16 protein-coding genes, 1 tRNA gene and 1 pseudogene are annotated in these 16042 nt (G+C 72.9%); 4 read left to right on the top strand and 14 right to left on the bottom strand.

Annotated elements, in window-relative coordinates; translation table 11 throughout:
* Positions 1 to 66: 66 nt before the first annotated feature.
* The 6 genes from ACZ499_RS29840 to ACZ499_RS29815 all read right to left on the bottom strand — a co-directional run bounded on the left by ACZ499_RS29840 (position 67) and on the right by ACZ499_RS29815 (position 5956).
* A complete protein-coding gene (locus tag ACZ499_RS29840; protein WP_468679354.1) occupies positions 67 to 969 on the bottom strand; it encodes an inositol monophosphatase family protein in 903 nt (300 codons plus the stop codon).
* 4 nt (positions 970 to 973) lie between these two features.
* Positions 974 to 1831, bottom strand: coding sequence for an NAD(P)H-binding protein (locus ACZ499_RS29835; protein WP_468679353.1), 858 nt, complete (start codon positions 1829 to 1831; stop codon positions 974 to 976).
* Positions 1832 to 1875: 44 nt separating this feature from the next.
* Positions 1876 to 2550 carry an FmdE family protein gene (locus tag ACZ499_RS29830; protein ID WP_468402966.1) on the bottom strand — a complete coding sequence of 225 codons (675 nt, stop codon included), beginning with the start codon at positions 2548 to 2550 and terminating at the stop codon, positions 1876 to 1878.
* 63 nt (positions 2551 to 2613) lie between these two features.
* Positions 2614 to 3231 (bottom strand): MPN domain-containing protein, encoded by a 618-nt coding sequence (locus ACZ499_RS29825; RefSeq protein WP_468402964.1) that lies wholly within the window; start codon positions 3229 to 3231, stop codon positions 2614 to 2616.
* Complete coding sequence (locus tag ACZ499_RS29820; RefSeq protein ID WP_468679352.1) at positions 3228 to 4688, bottom strand: class-II fumarase/aspartase family protein; 1461 nt, start codon at positions 4686 to 4688, stop codon at positions 3228 to 3230. Before ACZ499_RS29820 ends, ACZ499_RS29825 begins: the two co-directional genes overlap by 4 nt.
* On the bottom strand, positions 4685 to 5956 hold the full coding sequence (locus tag ACZ499_RS29815) for a Glu/Leu/Phe/Val dehydrogenase dimerization domain-containing protein (protein WP_468679351.1): 1272 nt from the start codon (positions 5954 to 5956) through the stop codon (positions 4685 to 4687). The genes ACZ499_RS29820 and ACZ499_RS29815 overlap by 4 nt, the downstream gene beginning before the upstream one ends.
* A gap of 144 nt (positions 5957 to 6100) precedes the next feature.
* Between ACZ499_RS29815 and ACZ499_RS29810 the strand changes: the two genes are divergently transcribed.
* The gene (locus ACZ499_RS29810) at positions 6101 to 6574 is read left to right on the top strand and encodes a MarR family winged helix-turn-helix transcriptional regulator (protein WP_468679350.1); all 474 of its coding nucleotides are present in this window, start codon (positions 6101 to 6103) and stop codon (positions 6572 to 6574) included.
* Between the two features lie 363 nt (positions 6575 to 6937).
* Here the strand turns inward: ACZ499_RS29810 and ACZ499_RS29805 are convergent, their stop codons facing one another.
* Together ACZ499_RS29805 and ACZ499_RS29800 are read right to left on the bottom strand one after the other, a co-directional pair.
* Positions 6938 to 8116, bottom strand: coding sequence for a nitric oxide synthase oxygenase (locus ACZ499_RS29805; protein WP_468679349.1), 1179 nt, complete (start codon positions 8114 to 8116; stop codon positions 6938 to 6940).
* Between the two features lie 605 nt (positions 8117 to 8721).
* A pseudogene (locus tag ACZ499_RS29800) lies at positions 8722 to 8968 on the bottom strand (helix-turn-helix transcriptional regulator); the annotation flags it as partial.
* On the opposite strand from ACZ499_RS29800, the gene ACZ499_RS29795 reads away from it, so the two are divergent.
* Complete coding sequence (locus ACZ499_RS29795; RefSeq protein ID WP_468679397.1) at positions 8874 to 9179, top strand: hypothetical protein; 306 nt, start codon at positions 8874 to 8876, stop codon at positions 9177 to 9179. The pseudogene ACZ499_RS29800 and the gene ACZ499_RS29795 sit on opposite strands and share 95 nt — an antisense overlap.
* A gap of 97 nt (positions 9180 to 9276) precedes the next feature.
* Here ACZ499_RS29795 and ACZ499_RS29790 read toward each other — a convergent pair whose 3' ends face one another.
* Positions 9277 to 10188, bottom strand: coding sequence for a diacylglycerol/lipid kinase family protein (locus ACZ499_RS29790; protein WP_468679348.1), 912 nt, complete (start codon positions 10186 to 10188; stop codon positions 9277 to 9279).
* Between the two features lie 37 nt (positions 10189 to 10225).
* Positions 10226 to 10320, bottom strand: a tRNA-Ala gene (locus ACZ499_RS29785).
* Between the two features lie 220 nt (positions 10321 to 10540).
* Between ACZ499_RS29785 and ACZ499_RS29780 the strand changes: the two genes are divergently transcribed.
* On the top strand, positions 10541 to 11212 hold the full coding sequence (locus ACZ499_RS29780) for a GDSL-type esterase/lipase family protein (protein ID WP_468679347.1): 672 nt from the start codon (positions 10541 to 10543) through the stop codon (positions 11210 to 11212).
* A gap of 10 nt (positions 11213 to 11222) precedes the next feature.
* Here the strand turns inward: ACZ499_RS29780 and ACZ499_RS29775 are convergent, their stop codons facing one another.
* Positions 11223 to 11867 carry an aminotransferase class III-fold pyridoxal phosphate-dependent enzyme gene (locus ACZ499_RS29775; protein WP_468679346.1) on the bottom strand — a complete coding sequence of 215 codons (645 nt, stop codon included), beginning with the start codon at positions 11865 to 11867 and terminating at the stop codon, positions 11223 to 11225.
* Between the two features lie 214 nt (positions 11868 to 12081).
* Here ACZ499_RS29775 and ACZ499_RS29770 point away from each other — a divergent pair, with 214 nt between their 5' ends.
* Complete coding sequence (locus ACZ499_RS29770) at positions 12082 to 13014, top strand: phosphatidylglycerol lysyltransferase domain-containing protein (RefSeq protein ID WP_468679345.1); 933 nt, start codon at positions 12082 to 12084, stop codon at positions 13012 to 13014.
* Positions 13015 to 13041: 27 nt separating this feature from the next.
* Here ACZ499_RS29770 and ACZ499_RS29765 read toward each other — a convergent pair whose 3' ends face one another.
* The 3 genes from ACZ499_RS29765 to ACZ499_RS29755 all read right to left on the bottom strand — a co-directional run bounded on the left by ACZ499_RS29765 (position 13042) and on the right by ACZ499_RS29755 (position 15932).
* On the bottom strand, positions 13042 to 13779 hold the full coding sequence (locus ACZ499_RS29765) for an AfsR/SARP family transcriptional regulator (protein ID WP_468402951.1): 738 nt from the start codon (positions 13777 to 13779) through the stop codon (positions 13042 to 13044).
* A 252-nt stretch (positions 13780 to 14031) separates the two neighbouring features.
* The gene (locus tag ACZ499_RS29760) at positions 14032 to 14925 is read right to left on the bottom strand and encodes an NAD(+)/NADH kinase (protein ID WP_468679344.1); all 894 of its coding nucleotides are present in this window, start codon (positions 14923 to 14925) and stop codon (positions 14032 to 14034) included.
* A complete protein-coding gene (locus ACZ499_RS29755; RefSeq protein ID WP_468679343.1) occupies positions 14922 to 15932 on the bottom strand; it encodes an SPFH domain-containing protein in 1011 nt (336 codons plus the stop codon). The genes ACZ499_RS29760 and ACZ499_RS29755 overlap by 4 nt, the downstream gene beginning before the upstream one ends.
* Between the last annotated feature and the right edge of the window lie 110 nt (positions 15933 to 16042).

The following is a 16042-nucleotide window of genomic DNA, read 5'->3' as shown; positions in this document are numbered from 1 at the left end:
GTGGGGAGCTGGTCGCGCGGGTGAGACGCCCTGTACGGCCGGGGGGCCGGGCCCGGCCCCCCGGTCTCACCCCGCGGACGGTGACCCCGGACGGGCCCTGGGGCCGGGGAGCACCGGGGCCGGCCGGATGCCGTGCCCGGCGAAGGCGGCCAGCAGTGTCTTGGTGAGCCTCGGCCGGCAGATCACGGCGAGGGGCGCGGAGCGGCCGGGGCCTTTCGGAGCGGACGGTCCTCTTTGCAGACCGGGCCGCAGCTCCTCGGGCGGGGCCAGCCTGCTCACCTGCAACCCCGCCGCCTCCGCGACCCGGAACAGTCCCTCGTCGCCCCAGTCCCACGCGCCCGTGGTGTGGATGTAGGCGTCGGCGTCGCCCTGGATCACCGCCAGGGTCTTGGCGCCGGGCGAGCCCATCGGGACCAGCTCGGCCCCGGTCTGGCGCACCACCGTACGGGCGAAGGGGGCCGGATCGCGCGTGTCGACCACCACCCGGGGCCGCTGCCGGGGGATCGGCGACGGGTGCCGCCACCCCGCGTCCCGGTCCGCCGTGCACACCACTTCGCACAGCGCGGGGACCGCGACGGCCGCGGCCACCACGCCCCGCTCACGCTCCCACAGCGCGAGCTGCACCGACCAGTGCGGATCTCCGTCGGCGTGGTACTCCTCGGCCGAGTCCAGCGGCTCGACCAGCCACACCCGGCGTCTGCGCAGGGCGTCCGGCGGCCGGGAGGCCGGGCCGGTGAGCACGCCGTCGCGCGGATAGCGGGCGCGGATCCGGTTGCGCAGCAGCAGCCCGGACCAGGTGCGGCCCAGCTGCGCCATCTTGGCGCCGCCGGGTGCGAGGCCGTCCTCGTGCTGCATACGCAGATCGAGGAGCAGCCGTCCGGCCGCCACCGTGGCGCGGGCCGCGAAGCCCGCGGCGAGGAAGTCGTCGGCGACGACGGTCCGTTCGGCGGTGCGCGGGGTCGCGGGCATCGGCTCAGCCTCCGGAGTCCGGCAGGAAATGGTGGAGGTGCGCCTTGAGGAAGTCCGCGACCGGGCGCGGCTCGTGCCCGGTCACGCGGAGCACGTCCTCGGTCACCGACTCGCCCGCCCCCTCGCGGAACTGCCCGAAGAGCGCGTCGAGTTCGACCTCCCACGGCCGGTGCTCCCGGGCCAGCCACGCCGCGAGCTCCGGTCCGGCGAGCTCGCTGGCCGATACCCGTACGGACATCAGCCCGGTCAGCAGCTCCGCGAGCTCCGCGAAGGTGGGCGCGGCCGGCCCGGTGAGGGCGTAGGTGCGGCCCTCGTGGCCCGGCTCGACGAGCACCCGCGCGGCCACCTCGGCCACGTCGTGCTCGTCGACCACGCTCACGCCCCGCCCGCCCGCCGGGTCGACGAGGACCCCGCGCCGCCGCACCTCGGGCGCGTAGTGCCGGATCAGCTCCTGCATCGGGTAGTTGGGGGACAGGATGGTGTACGGCAGATCCCGCTTGGCGAGGTACCGCTCGGTGATCCAGTGGTGGCGGGCCCCGGGCGCGGGGCTGTCCTCCCGTACCGCCGCCTGCCACGGCGACATCTTCACCAGCCGCGCGCCGACGTCGGCGGCGACGTCCACGGCGGCGCTCTGGCACTCGACGTCGCAGGAGGCCGAGAGGAACAGGCTCGCGCAGCCCTCGGCGGCGGCCCTGACCGAGGCCGGGTCCGACAGGTCCCCGGCCACCACCCGCACGCCCGGCCCGGCCGGGACCCGCTCGGGGTCCCGGGCCAGGACGGCCACCTCCACATCACGTTCCCGCAGCGCGCGGACCACGAGTTGCCCGAGGCCGCCGGCCGCGCCGATCACGAACACTGTCACGGCCGCAGGGCCCCTTCCGTACGTACGCGCTCGGTCTTCATCGGTCAGTGCTTGTGCTCGTGGTGGTGCTTGTGGCTCTGCGGGTGGTGCCCGTGGTCGCCGTGCCCCTCGGGCAGCACCCCGCCGTGCGCGGCCAGGTGGCAGGCCGGGCAGACCATGCGGCCGCGGTGGTCGTGCAGCGTCTCGACGCTGGTGGGCTCGCCGCAGTCCACGCAGAGGTCGGTGCGGGCCAGGTGCTTGACGCCGGGCGCCGCGGCCTCGGCCTTCTCGACCACCAGGATGTCGTCGTCCGCCACGTCGAGCAGCGCGGAGATCCGCTCGCCCTGCAGCCGCTCGAAGGCCGCCTGGTCCTCCAGGGTCGCGGTGCCGTCGTCGATCCGGCCGGCCAGCGCCCAGATCTCCTCGGTGCGGAAGACGATGCTGTCGGCCTTCGCCCGTATCCGTACCCCGGCGGAGCCGTCGCGCTCCCAGAGGGTGAACACATTGCGGCCCGCGTCCTGGTGGATCAGGTTGCGCTTGCCGTACGTACAGCCCGTGAGCACCTGGAGCGCGTCGACCGCACACGCGTCGGTCTCGGAGACCAGGACCAGGGGCGTGCCCGGGTCCTTCAGGTCGAGGGCGGTGAGGGCGGCCTCCGCGACGCGTACGCCGAAGGCGGCGCCGGGGCATTCGTGGCCGTGGAAGCGGATGACGTCGTTATAAGCCTGGGTGCGATCCATGACGACCTCTTGATGAGTGAGAGACGGGAAGGGTGGTGTACGGGTGCGGGACGGCCGGGGCGTTCAGGCCCGGGCCGTACGCATTCCGGGCAGCGGCGGGACGATGCGGACGGTCGCCTCGCGGTCGTTGTCGCCCTCGAAGAACGCCCGCAGGACCGGACGGTGCAGATCGACGACGGACAGGATGAACGTCCACTGGCCCGACTCGGCGGCCAGCACCCGGTCCAGGTGGGTGCAGGTGTCGCGGACCGGATCGTGCGGCCAGGGCACCCGGTGGGTGTGGTAGTTGCCGAACAGCACCCAGCCGGCGTCGTCACAGGCGTCGTCGATGTCCATCAGCTCGCGCGGATCGGCGATCCAGCCCCGCTGGTCCATCGGCGTCTCGGACGGGATGGCGTGCTCCTCGACCACCTCGTCCATCCGGGCGCGGTGGCCGCTGTCGTGGCGCATGTTGACGATGAGCGGGAAGACGGAGCCGACCTGGATGCCGCCCGGCACCGGGCGGCCCGCGAGCATCCCGAACGCCTTGCGCTCCTCGGTCTCGCCCGCCAGGTAGTGGCCGGTGAACTTGCGTACCGCGTGGGCCACCAGGCTGGAGTAGAGCGGACGGGGGAAGACGATCTCGCGGGCCCCGGATATCTCCCCGGTGTCCGGCTCGGCGGTCGCGGGCGCGGCGCTCATCGCGCGTCGCCGCCTGCCGCCTGCGCGGGGCGCGCCAGGGCGGCGCGGGCACCGGCCACCGCCCGGCCGGTCAGGGCGACGGACTGGCCGAGATAGGTCGTCGGGTCGAAGATCTCGTCGAGGGCGGCGGCGTCCAGCGGCGCGCCCGCGAGCCCGTCGCGGCCGGTCACCTCGCGCATGGAGGAGCCGTTCTCCCTTGCCGCCTGGACGAGTTCGTACACGTACTCATGGGCGGTCTGCTTGCCGATGTGCTTGCCGAGCGCCAGCATCAGCTTCTCGGTGGCGATCTGCTCGGCGACCGCGGAGACGTTCGTACGGATCCGCTCCGGCCGCACCGCGAGGCCGCCGATGAGGTGCGTGACGATCTCGCACGCCGAGAGGGCGTAGTGCGAGGCGTCGGGCACACAGGCCCATTCGATGCGCAGGGACCGGGAGTCGCGCTCGTGGTCGCCGCCCATGCAGGCCAGCGCGTTGGCCATCTGCGCGGCCGTGAGCCGGGCCATCACGACGGCCTGCTCGCACGCCTCCGGGTTGCGCTTGTGGGGCATGGTGCTGCTGCCCACCTGGCCGTGCCGCCAGCCGATCTCCAGTTCACCGAACTCGGGGCGGGACAGGACGCGCACCTCGTCCCCGATCCGGCCCATCGTGCCCGCGACCATGGCCAGACAGGACACGAACTCCACGACCCGGTCCCGCGACACATGCCAGCCGACCGCCGGCGCCGCGAGCCCGAGGCGGGCGGCGAACGCGTCCAGGAGCGGCAGCGCCAGCTCGCCGAACCCGGCCATGGTGCCGACCCCGCCGAAGAGCTGGGCCGCGAGGACCCTCGGCCGCAGCTGCTCGATGCGCTCCAGATGCCGGACGATCTCGTCCAGCCAGCTGGCGATCTTGACCCCGAAGCCCATCGGCAGGGCCGGTTGGGCGTGGGTGCGGCCCAGGGCGACGGTGGCGCCGTTGGCCTCGGCAAGATCGGCCAGTTGCCCGGCGAGCGCCCGCAGCAGCATCTCCAACTCGTCGAGGACGTCCCGCATTTCGAGGACCTGCGCGGTGTCCTGGATGTCCTGGGTGGTTGCGCCGTAGTGCACGTACTCGCCGGCGCCGCCCTCGCAGGAGGCCTGGAAGACCCGCAGGAAGCCGACGAGCGAGTGGCTGGTGCGGCGGATCTCGGCCTGGATGGCGGGCAGGTCCAGCCGGTCCACCCGGGCGGCGTCCGCGATCATCTTGGCGGCCCCCGCCGGGATGATGCCCAGCTCGCCCTGGCTCAGGGCGAGCGCCGCTTCGACGTCGAGCCATCGTTGGTACCGACATCGGTCACAGAAGATGCGGTGGCTGGCCTGGGTGCTGTACCGGTGCCCGTAGAACCGCGAGTCGGTGATGTGACTGCGTAAGTGGGCGCACTCGGCGTCGGCCGGAGGCTGACCGGTGGTCGGGGTTTGTGGCGAGGGTGCGGTGGTCATGACGGTCGCCTCTCGGACTTCAGCGGGGTACGGACGGAACGCCCCCGGCCGCCGCGGGGCGCGGGGCGGGCCGGGCGGTAGGGACTTGCGCCGTAGGGCTTGTCGCCGGGCGCCACGATCGCCGAGGCCGCGATGTCGGCGGCCACCTGACGGGGGCTCACCCGACGGTCGCGCGCTCCGCAGAGGATGTCCCCGACGAGCTCGCGCATCATCGCCCCGATGGTGTCGAGCACCTCGGGCGCCGTCGGTGTGGTGCGGGGCCCGAAGAGCGCCTCCATCGACGCCGAACCGCCGATCCCGCCGATGAAGTCGGGGACGACCACGACTCCGCGGTCGAGCAGGAGTTGTTCGGCGGTGGTGCTCAGCCCGCAGTTGGCGCCCACGGCGACGATCGGCACCGGCAGCACCGCCGCCTGCGAGGGCGTGACCGCGTCCTCGCCGCCCGCGAGGACGAGTACGTCGGCGGGCAGCTCCAGGAGGGCCTCGCGCGGCAGCCGCATCGGCTCGGCCAGCAGGCTCTGGACCGGGCGGCGCTGGTCGAGGGTGAGCATGCGCGCGATGTCGAGGCCGCGCGGGTCGACCGCGCAGCCGTACTCGTCGGCCACGACCGTGATCCGAACGCCCGCCTCCAGCAGGGCGAGCGCGGCGGCCCGGCCCAGGTTGCCGAAGCCCTGGAGGGCGACGCTTACCTGGCTGTCGCGGCGGCCGGTGTGGGCGGTGGCGGCGAGCGCGGAGTGGGCGAGGGCCTGGCCCGCCCGGCGCTGGCCGAGCGTCAGCAGGCCGACCCGGGTGTTGAGCAGGTCCATCCGGGCGCGGAACTCGTGCTCGGTGATCCGCTGGGCCCGCCGGACGGCGGTCTTGGCGGAGCCGATGCCGAGCGCGGCGGCCATCCGGTCGAGCTCCTCGAACCGGGTGCCCATGTCGCAGCCCATGCTGAAGCGGGTGGTCAGCTCTCCGGCCAGGAAGGCGACGAACCGGCGCAGCACCTCCACGCGGTGCGGCCCGTGCGGGTCGTAGGCGATGCCGCACTTGGCACCGTCGACGTTGACCCCGAGCACGCGCTGCTTGAGCGTCATGCGCCCCGCGAGGGTCTGGAGGGTTTCCGCGGTGAGTCCGGCCTGCATACGGCACCCGCCCGCCGCCAGGCGGCAGTCGGTGGCGTCGTACACCAGGTAGCCCGGACAGTGCACAACCGGATCTGCATACTCGATGACGCTGACCATGGTTCCCCCGTCGGTCATGAAGAGCGCGCATATGACGGCGCGCAAATTGAGCAAGATAGATTGTCTGCTACAGTGACAATCAGGTGCTCTGTTGAACCGGGAGCATGGCCGACCGGTGACTGGGGAGTCAAGGGTCCTGTTACGCGGCCCTCATGATGGACCGTCACCACTGGAGGGTGAACCGAAAAAGTGGTGGCGAAGCGGGAACCGAACAGTGGGACACAGCCGTTGTTCCAGGGGTTGCAAGGCTGGCACGGCTTCCTTCTCCGCAAGGCCGGCCAGCGTTTCACCGAGCAGGCCGAGCAGGCCCTGGTCCATCTGAACATCACGCTGCGTCAGTTCGGGGTGCTGAACGTGGTGGACTCCGAGCCCGGGATCAATCAGCGCATGGTCGGACAGACCCTGCGCATCGACCGGACGACCATCGTCGGCCTCGTCGACGACCTGGAGCAGAAGAACCTCCTGGAGCGCCGTCGCGGCGCCGACCGCAGGACCTTCGCGCTCTATCTGACCGACCGCGGCGCCGTGTGCTTGCGGGATGCCGGGGACCTGATGGTCAAGATCCACGAATCGTTCCTGCAGCCCCTGTCGGTGGCGGAGCGCGATGTGCTGCGTGAGCTACTGCAACGGCTCGCGGTCGCGGACGATTCCTCGGCCCTTTAGCCGGAGGCTCCAGTTCGCGCCCCAACTCCCGTACATCAACACCAATTTGATGATCCGTCAGCCCATTGCTGTCCGTCACTCTTGCGTATCATGTGCAATTACGCCAGTCTGGCAGTGGGCCTGCCGTCCTGCCCGGATGCCCTACGGACGCCGTCCGCCCGGCCGTGTACGGCGCCCTAAACGGCACCGCCCCCTGTCGGGGGTCGCGGCGGCTGCGTACATCAAAGGGTTCGGGCTCGCGGGGGATGGCCCCGGCAGACGGAAGTACCAGAACATCTCAGATTCCCAGGGGACACCGCGGTACGCCCGCGACCCCGCTCCCGTCTACGTACGCCCCCTCCCCAGGGACTCGGGGAGTGCGCGTCATGACATGCGCCGAATCGATTCACCGCGGGCCCGGGCGGCCGCCTCCGGATGGTGCGCGAACCCCGGCCGGAGCTCCACGGCGTCGTAGGTGCGGTGGAAAACCTCGGTGGTCGCCCCCGACATCGGCGGCACGATCCACGACCAGTCGGCGGGCACCGAGCGGCCCTTGTGCTCCTCGCGCTCCAAGTGCCGTACGAAGCGCCGGGACTCCGTGTGGTGGTCGGCCATGGTGACCCCGGCCCGGTCGAAGGAGTGCAGCACGGCCCGGTTGAGCTCGACCAGAGCGCGGTCCTTCCACAGCGAGCGGTCGTCGGCGGTGTCCAGACCGAGCCGCCGGGCCACGCGCGGCAGCAGGTCGTAGCGGTCGGTGTCGGCGAGGTTGCGGGCGCCGATCTCGGTCCCCATGTACCAGCCGTTGAAGGGCGTGGCCGGATAGTGGATGCCGCCGATCTCCAGACACATCCCCGAGATCGCGGGCACGGCGTGCCAGCGCAGCCCCCACTCCCGGCTCCACGGGTCGTCGGGGTGGTCGAGCGGGACCTCCAGGACGGCGTCCGGGGGCAGTTCGAAGACGCGTGGCTTGTCGTCGACGCCCTCCACGACCAGCGGCAGCACGTCGAACGCGGTACGCGGGCCGCCCGGCCAGCCGAGCCGCAGCGCCAGGTCGGTGAGCCCGGCGTTGCGCGGGTCGCCGAGGATGCGGCCGTCCTGGGCGCGGTAGCCCGCGTACCGGATGAGCTGCTCGTTCCAGATGCGCGGGGCAGGGCGGCCGGGCGCGTCCGGGGCGAACACGGTGATCAGGGGCCGGATGCGGCCGCCGTTCGTGGCGTGGACCAGATGCTCGGCGCACGCCTCGGCGATCGGCTCGGCGTCGGTGAGGCCGCGCAGATCGCGCACCCGCAGCGAGCGCCAGTAGAGGCGGCCGATACAGCGGTTGCTGTTGCGCCAGGCCACCCGGGCGCCGAACGTCAGCTCGTCGGTGGTGTGCCGGTACGTCCCCGTGGCGCGGATCTCGTCCCGTATCTCCGCGAGTCGGCGCTCCGGCCTCCCGAGCGCGGGCTCCTCCGCGTGGTGCAGCCGGACGAACTCGGCGGCCTCCCGCCACAGCGCCCCTTCGGCCGGAGTCGGGCCGCCGCTCGCGGGGCGCCTCGGCCTGGCGAGGAATTTCCGTATCACGCGCGTACCTCCGGGCCCAACGACGGTCGGTGGGCCCCGATGATGCCCGCGATCCGGCCGCGGCGGACGTCCGTTACGGAGCAGTGATGGGCAATGGCGTGTTTCGGATCGCGCGATGACCGCTTTCGATCGGGTCGGGGGTGGGTGCGACGGCGGCGCGGGACCGGCTGGGGGAGGGAGCCAGCCGCGTGGGACCGGGAGCACCCCCGTGACCCCCGGTCCCACGCGGCCCCGCTCGGCCCGTCGGCCGGGCCCTGCGCACATGGTGGCAAGGGCCGCATGTGCTCGGCGTCAACCGTCCGTCGGGTCCGGGGTAAACCTGCGCGGTACACCGGACCCGACACCGGAACCCACACCGGACTCGGAACCCACACCGGACTCGGAACCGACACTGGACTCGGAACCGACACTGGACTTGGACCCGACACCGGACTTGGACCCGACATCGGGCTCGGACCGCCGCCGGACCCGCGACCGGACCCGCGACCGGACCCGCGACCGGACCCGCGACCGGACCCGACACCGGACCCGACACCGGACCCGACACCGGACCCGGACCCGGACCCGGACCCCGACTCGGACCCGGACCCCGACCCGCCCAGCTCCGCCCGCCGTGCCCCCGGAGTGTGGCCGAACGCCGGGGGCGCGGAAGACGTCGAGGAACGCGCTCGTCGACGACCACCCGCACTGCTGGGCCACCGAGGTGACCGAGGCGTCCCCGGCCAGCAGCACCAGGGCGTGGTGCAGCCGCAGTAGGGTGCGCCACTGCGGAAACGTCATCCCCATCTCCGCGCGGAACAGCCGGGCCGGCGTGCGGGCGCTCGCCCCCACCGCCGCACCGAGCGCCGCCACCGATGAACGCGCTCAGGCCGACGAAGACCACCGAGCGGCAGCCCACGATCGCCGAAAGCCGCAGGAGCACCGGCCAGTCGTCCGGCGCGGCGGACCGGGCACGGCCAGGGGGGTCACGCTTGGACTCGCGGTGAGCGTCGGGGAAGTGGTCTCGCCGGGGATCGGCGCGCTGGGGGAGGCGGCCGGGCTCGGCGTGGCGCTCGCCCGCTGATCGGTCTGTGCGCCCTCGCCTGGTGGCTGGCGCGCGGGCTGCCCGAGCCGGACGAGCCGGACGAGCCGGATGAGCCGGATGAGCCGGACGCGGGAGCCTATGGGGCGAGCACCGGCAGCGCGCGCGGGACCACGTCCAGCGTGTAGCGGGCCGAGCCGGTGTACAGCAGGTCCCCGTCGTGCTCGAAGAAGAGCGGCTCGCCGTCCGTGCGCTCCACCACCACCCGGCGGCCCCGCGCGTACACCACCCCGTCCCGCCCCACATGGCTGCCGTCCCTGGCGAGGCGCACCATGTCCCGCAGCGGCAGTTCGGCGCCCGCCACACAGATGTCGAGCAGCCCGTCGTCCAGCACCGAGCGCGGCAGCGGCATGAACTGCCCGCCCCGCCGACGCCCGCCGCCCACCAGGACCGAGACGGTCGCCCCCGACTGCACGACGACCCCGTCCACGCTCACCCGGCCCCGGTACGGCCGGAAGGCGATCATCGTCCGCGCCACCGCTGTCTGATAGCGCCGCCGGCCCGGCCCCAGCGCGTCCCGCACACTGGTGAGCGCCTGCGCGGCGAGCCCCGACGAGGCGCCGAGCAGGGCCAGTTCACCGGTCTCGGCGATCCGCGCCAGATCGACGCGGCGCACGTGCGGCGCCGACAGGGCGGCCTCCAGGGCGGCGGGCCACGGGCGGTCGGACCAGAGCTCCTGGTAGAAGGAGTTGCCGCGGCCGCCGGGCAGGACGAGCAGGGCGGCGCGCGGCTCCTCCCGCCCGGCGAGCAGACCCGTCATGATCTCGTGGGCGGTGCCGTCGCCGCCGACGCACACCAGTACGGCCGGGCCGCCCGGCCCGCCCGCGGTACGGGCGAGCTGCTGGGCATGGCCCGGCCGCTCTGTCACAGCCAGCTCGACGGGCGTACCGGCCCCCGCGATCCGTCGCGCGACCTCGTGAGTCATCTCCCGCGAGTACGTTCCCGCGGCTGGATTGGCCACCACCAGAACGGACTTGGGGGACGGACTCATCGACGGACACCTCGGCGCGCTCGGCGAAGCAGTGCTGTGGCGGAGAGGACAGGATTCGAACCTGCGCGGGCTGCTCGCGCCCGGCCCGGAACACGCCCGGAACCCCCGTTGGACCTCTTCGGGTACCTCTCCCATCGTCGTACGGATGGATCCTCGCGGGGGCCGCTGAGACCCCACTGAGACGACACTGAGACGCGTGTCTTACCCGGCCCGCCACACCATCACGCCGACCGCCCGGTGCGTGGCCCGAACCGCCGGCAGAACAACTGTCCCTGTACCCCGGGCAGTTGACTGCCGGCGCGCCGGTCATTACGACGGCAGCGCGGGGACGAGCGAAAGGCTGGGCTGTGCGATGGAGGACGACGATCCACGCTGTCTGCGCCCGGGCGAGGCCCGGACCCTGCTGGCCGGCCTCGACTGGCGGCGCGCCGTGGTGCTCAGCGGGCAGGAGGGCCGGCTCGCCCGGGGCGCCGTGGCCCCCGGCTACCGGCCCCGGGTCTGGCCCGACCGGGTGGCCCGGGCGCTGCACGAGGCCCGCCCCGGCCTCGCCTGCCTCCTGGTGCAGGCCCGGCGCGAGCTCGTACTCGCCGAGGTGCGCTCCCGCCAGCTGGCCCAGGCGCTCGCCTTCCGGGCCGACCTCGCGCTGATCGCGTGCGGCGGACCCGATGTGCGGGCGCGCCGGTTCGACGCGGATGTGGTGGAGACCGAACTCAGCCGAATTCTGGCCTCGTTGAAGGAGATGGCCTGCCACCACGCCGTGGTGGTCAGCCCCTTCGACTGGTCCGCCTCCGGCCAGGTGACCCCTGCCCAGCGGGACCGGGTGCGGTCCCGCCAGCGCCTCCTCGTGGAGCGGCTGTCGGTAGTGACACTTCGTCATGGGGCGCTGCACATCGACCTGATGACGCAGCCGGACACCGACCCCGGGACGCTGTGGAGCCCGCAGCCGGGCCGCCTCAACAGCCGGGGCCACGCGCTGGCCGCAGCGGTGGTGGTACGGACACTGGCGGCCCGCCTCACGCCGTAGGCGTCCGCGCTCACCCGCCGGGGCGGCGGCCCGACTCGGCGCGGCAGGACCGGTCCCGCGCCTCGTCCAGGTGGTCCAGATCGGCTCGGGTCAGCACGGCGGGCGGGGCGGGGTGCAGGACGTGCGAGGCCCTCGGCGCCCTGCCGGTGATCACGCCGTGCCGGACCAGCTCGATCAGCAGCCCGGCCGCCGCGTCCGGGCCGGTGAACCCGATGCCGAGGAGCAGCCCCCGCCCGCCCACCTCGTGCACCGCCTCTCCGTAGTGCCCGCGTACGATCCGGCCGGTCACCCGCAGGATCTCCTCGCCGAGCACCCGGGTCCGCCCGACCAGGTTGTCCTCGCGGAGCGCCGCGACCGCTCCGCGCGCGACCGCCATCGCCGGCGGCGCCCCGGAGCAGGGGTACGGGTCGGCGTACGGGGCGTCGTCGAACGCGGCCGAGACCCCGGCCGTCGCCACCGCCGCCGCCAGCGGGACCACCCCGCCGCCCAGCGCCCCGCCGACGAGGAGCAGATCCGGCGCGACCTCCTCGATGTCCACGCCCCACCAGGCCCTGAGTTGTTCGAGCCCCGTGGTGGTCTTGTCGAGGGCGAGGAGCGCCCCGTACTCCCGGCACAGCGCGGCGACACCCCGCAGAATGCCGGGCGACGCCCGCACCCCCCCCGGGAGCGGTGCAGCCTGCGCGGTGCCTCGCGGCCGGTCCGCTGCCGGACGACCGCCGCGACCGTCATCTCCCGGTTCGCCCCCTCTCCCGAAGAACACGGGAAAGCTGCCACCGCCCGCTGAGAGGACTCTGAGACGGGACCGAGACGCGCGTGTCAGGGAATTGGGGCCCACGGCTGCCACGATGCTCATGACAGGGGGGAATGTCATGAGCATCGGTACCTTCGCCGTTGACGGCGGCGACACGGTTTTCGGGGAATTACGGGCCTACGGCGAGAACCCCAGCGCGTTTCTCGCGGTGAGCGAGGGAAAAGAGTACTTCACCGTGGCGGGCAGGCACGGAGTGATCCCTTATCGGGATACCGGCGGCCATCTGCACCAGTCCGCCGGAGTGATCGCTTCCCACGACGGCCAGGAGCCCTTGCTGCGCGCCTTCACGGAATTCGCCGGGGAACGCCGCCGCAAAATAGTGGCCACCCTGCTGCGGCGCTCGGAAGCCGAACTCTTCTCGCGCTGCGGCTTCACCGTGAATCAGGCGGGCTCGTCCTATTCGGTCTACCTTCCCGAATTCCGCCTTGGCGGCCCGCGCCTGGCGGAACTGCGGCTCGCGGTGTCCCGGGCGTGGCAGGCGGGGGTCGAAGTGGCTGAAAAGCTGGCGTACGAGGGCATCGCGGCCGGTCCCGGCGCGGTCGAGTCGGCCGACGGGCGGCGGGTGTTCGCGGGCCGGATCGGGGACGAGGTCGTCGCCTCCATCACCTATCTGCCGGTGTTCGGCACCCGCCCCGGCTGGCTGCACCACACCGCGCACCGGGTGCCGGGCGCGCCGGAGGGCGCTCTGGAAGCGGTCAACCTGGAGGCGGTACGGGTCTTCGCGGCCGAGGAGGCGCAGTGGCTGCACCTCGGCTTCACCCCGTTCGCCGGACTCTGCGCACAGTACGAGCTGGGGTCCGCCAGTGTGCTGGCGGCGCGGCTGCTGCGGCTGGCCGCCGAACGCGGCGAGTGGCGGCACGCGGCGGCCGGGCGGCTGGCCTATCAGCGGATCTGGGACCCGCATCTGATGCAGCCCGGCTACCTGGCGTGGCAGGGCCGGGCGGCCACCGGGGCGCTGGGCGAGCTGCTGCGGCTCGCCAAGTCGCCCTGACGGACGCCCTGATGGAGGCTCTGGCGGTCAGAGGGCGACCGGCTCCCTTCGCAGGATGTCCTGGAAGCGGGCGCGCAGTGCGTCCCCGGGTTCCAGGCCGAGGCTGTGCGAGAGCCGCTGCCGGGTGCGGTGGTAGGCGTCGAGCGCCTCGGCCTGCCGCCCCGACCGGTACAGCGCGGTGATGAGCTGCTCGCAGAACCGTTCGCGCAGCGGGTACTGGGCGTGCAGCTGCTGGAGCTCGGTGATCACCTCGCGGTGTCTGCCGAGGTCGAGCTCGGCGTCGAAGAGGTGCTCGTACGCCATCAGCCGCACCTCGGTGAGCCGGGTGTAGGCGAGCCGGCTGATCATGCCCTGGCCGGTGTCGAGGAGCGCGGGCCCGCGCCACAGGGCGAGGGCCTCGGTGAGCAGCCGGACCACGCGCTCCGGCGACGCCCGGCGCGCGGCGGTGGCCTGTCGCACCAGGGCGGTGAACAGCGAGGCGTCGACGTCCCGTTCGGGCAGCGACAGCGCATAGCCGAAGCCGGACGTCTGGATGAGGCCGCGCAGCCCGTCGCGCCCCGTACGGGACTCGATGATGCGGCGCAGCCGGGCGACATGGCCCTGGAGCGAGTTCTCGGCGTTGCGTGGGAGTTCCTCTCCCCACAGCTCGTCGATGAGATCGTGGCGTGAGACGGGCCGGTTGGGCGACAGGGCCAGTGCGGCCACGATCGCCCTGAGCTTCTCGCCGGGAATCCGGAAGGTGAGATGGCCGTCGGTGATTTCCAAAGATCCGAGCAGGCGAACTTTCAACGTGCTTCCCCCGTGCTTCGTGCTGAATCCTATGACTCCGCCGACGCCTTGAAGGGATCTTCCGGCAGCGCCGGTGAATTGGATGATCTCCGCTCGAAGAGCGGGATCTTACCCCGTAACGAACATGGATGAAGAGTATTTGTCGCTTCTGACACGGTCAACGCAATTGAAAATCGAGTGACCCACTGTGAGGGGGCTCACGCGGGAGCGCGCCCACCGCCCAGTGGTTCAGCCTACGAGCCGGAGTGCGGTGTCCGACCGCCCCACGCTCACCGTCTGACCCCACGTCAACTCCAGTGCGTCCGACTCGATTCCGTCGCCGAAGGCGACAAGACGGTCCGACTCGACGGTGAGGCGCAGCCGCTCACTGCTCTCAAGTACCCCTTCCACCAGGCTCGTTCCGGTCGTGGGTGAGGGCCAGGCCTCCCGTACGAACCAGATGAGCCGGGGATCGGCGGGGCCCGGCAGTGCGAGGTGGCTGCCGCGCTGCTGCCACAGCGAGCGCAGCCAGCCCGTGGACCCGGTGCCGGTGCCCACAAGGAGGCCGGAGGAGGCCTGGGGCTCCGGGGCGGCGGCCGGGTCGTCGGGACCCAGCCGGTAGCGGGCGGTCTGGTGGCCCGGCGGTCCCAGATAGATCTCGTTCAGCGCGAGCAGCCGCTGGGTGTCGTCCGCGACCGCCTCCACCATGGTCAACTCGTCGGCACGGGCCGCGGCGGCGCTCGGCAGCAATTTACCGGCCTCGGAAGGGCGGTGGCGCACCAGCACGCCCGGGTTGCGGCCCGGATCGGTGTCGATGCCGACCACGGGCTGGCCCGAGAGGTACTTGGCCGCGTTGGCGACCAGCCCGTCCTGCCCGACCACCACGACCACGTCCTCCGGTGCGAACAGGAACCGGTCCAGATCGGCGCGCTCGACCCGCGACTGGCGCCACTGGAGCGGCACGGCCGCCGCCACCTCGGCGAGCGCCCGCCGGGTGCGGTGGTGGCGCTCGGCCACCTCGTCCAGGGAGCGCCCGCGCGAGGCGAGGAAGAACGCGGCCTGGCCGTGGGTGCCGTGCCGGGCCAGCAACTCCTCGTACTCCGTGGTGCGGTGGACGAGCACCGCGCGCGGCGCGAGGCTCACCGCTCCTCCCCGCCCGGGCGGGCCAGCTTGGCGAGCAGTCCGGTGAGCACGTCGGGGGAGAGGGTGAGGCTGTCGATCCGGGGCAGGTTCTCGGCCAGCCGGGTCGCGGTGAGCGCGTGGAGCGTCGCCGTGTCGGCGTCGGCGTGGACCCGCAGCCAGGCGGCCTGCGCCTGGGCGCGGGCCTCGCCGGTCGTGCGGGCCGCCTCGGCCTCGGCCCGGGCGAGCCGGACCGTACGGGCGGCCTCGGCCTCGGCGCGCACACCGTCGGCGGCCGCGTTCTCCTCGGCCTCGCGGCGGGCGTTGGTGCCGCGCTGCTCGACCAACTGTTCCTCTCTGCGGGCGAGTTCGATCCTGCTGGCGAGCTCGTTCTCGGCGATGGTGCGCTCGCGCTCGACGGCCACCGCCCGGCGCTCGTACGTCGCCCGGTCGGCCTCCTGCTGGATCTGCTCGCGGGCCGGGGTGCGCAGCGCCCGCTCCACCTCCGGCTCGGGGCGGATGGCGACCACCCGGACCGCCACCACCTCGATGCCGGTGGCGGGCAGCCGGGGCTCGGCCGCGAGGCCGTCCGAGATCCGCTCGCGCACCGAGGCCACCCCGTCGACGAGGGCCGCCGCGAGCGGGGTGCGGGCGAGCACGTCGAGCGCGTGCTGCTGGGAGGTCTCGGTGAGCAGTGTGGACAACTGCTCCAGCGGGGCGCCGCGCCAGACGCCGCTGTCCGGGTCGATCGAGAAGTCGAGCCGGGCGGCCGCGACGGCCGGGTCGCTGATCCGGTACGTGACGGTGGCCTGCACGGTGACGTCCTGGAAGTCGGACGTCCGGGCGTGGAAGGCCATGGTCAACTCCCGGTCGTCGACCGGCACTTCGGAGAGCGCTGCGGTGAGCGGCCGGAACCAGAAGCTGAGCCCTGTCCCGTCGTGGACGAGCCGGCCGCGCTTGTGGTGGCGGATGTGCGCGGTGGGCGCGGAGCGCAGATGGCGCCGGCCCAGCCGGCGGTCGATGTCGGCCATGGTGGGACCCCCTCGTTTGCCGTCCCTCTGTTTTCGTCATGACGACGATATGAGGTCTCCTCGATATCGTCAAGGTGACGAAAGCGTCCTCCTGGGGCCACGGTTTTACC

The sequence above is a fragment of the Streptomyces sp. NPDC031265 genome (assembly GCF_055570295.1).
Note: the sequence above shows the minus strand (reverse complement) of the source record. Positions and strands in the feature narration are given on the sequence as shown.

Bases quoted from the DNA above. Each gene is read 5' to 3' on its own strand.
- ACZ499_RS29825 (WP_468402964.1), bottom strand. From the start codon at position 3,231: ATGAGCGCCGCGCCCGCGACCGCCGAGCCGGACACCGGGGAGATATCC.
- ACZ499_RS29820 (WP_468679352.1), bottom strand. From the start codon at position 4,688: ATGACCACCGCACCCTCGCCACAAACCCCGACCACCGGTCAGCCTCCG.
- ACZ499_RS29830 (WP_468402966.1), bottom strand. From the start codon at position 2,550: ATGGATCGCACCCAGGCTTATAACGACGTCATCCGCTTCCACGGCCAC.
- ACZ499_RS29790 (WP_468679348.1), bottom strand. From the start codon at position 10,188: ATGAGTCCGTCCCCCAAGTCCGTTCTGGTGGTGGCCAATCCAGCCGCG.
- ACZ499_RS29755 (WP_468679343.1), bottom strand. From the start codon at position 15,932: ATGGCCGACATCGACCGCCGGCTGGGCCGGCGCCATCTGCGCTCCGCG.
- ACZ499_RS29840 (WP_468679354.1), bottom strand. From the start codon at position 969: ATGCCCGCGACCCCGCGCACCGCCGAACGGACCGTCGTCGCCGACGAC.
- ACZ499_RS29780 (WP_468679347.1), top strand. From the start codon at position 10,541: ATGGAGGACGACGATCCACGCTGTCTGCGCCCGGGCGAGGCCCGGACC.
- ACZ499_RS29770 (WP_468679345.1), top strand. From the start codon at position 12,082: ATGAGCATCGGTACCTTCGCCGTTGACGGCGGCGACACGGTTTTCGGG.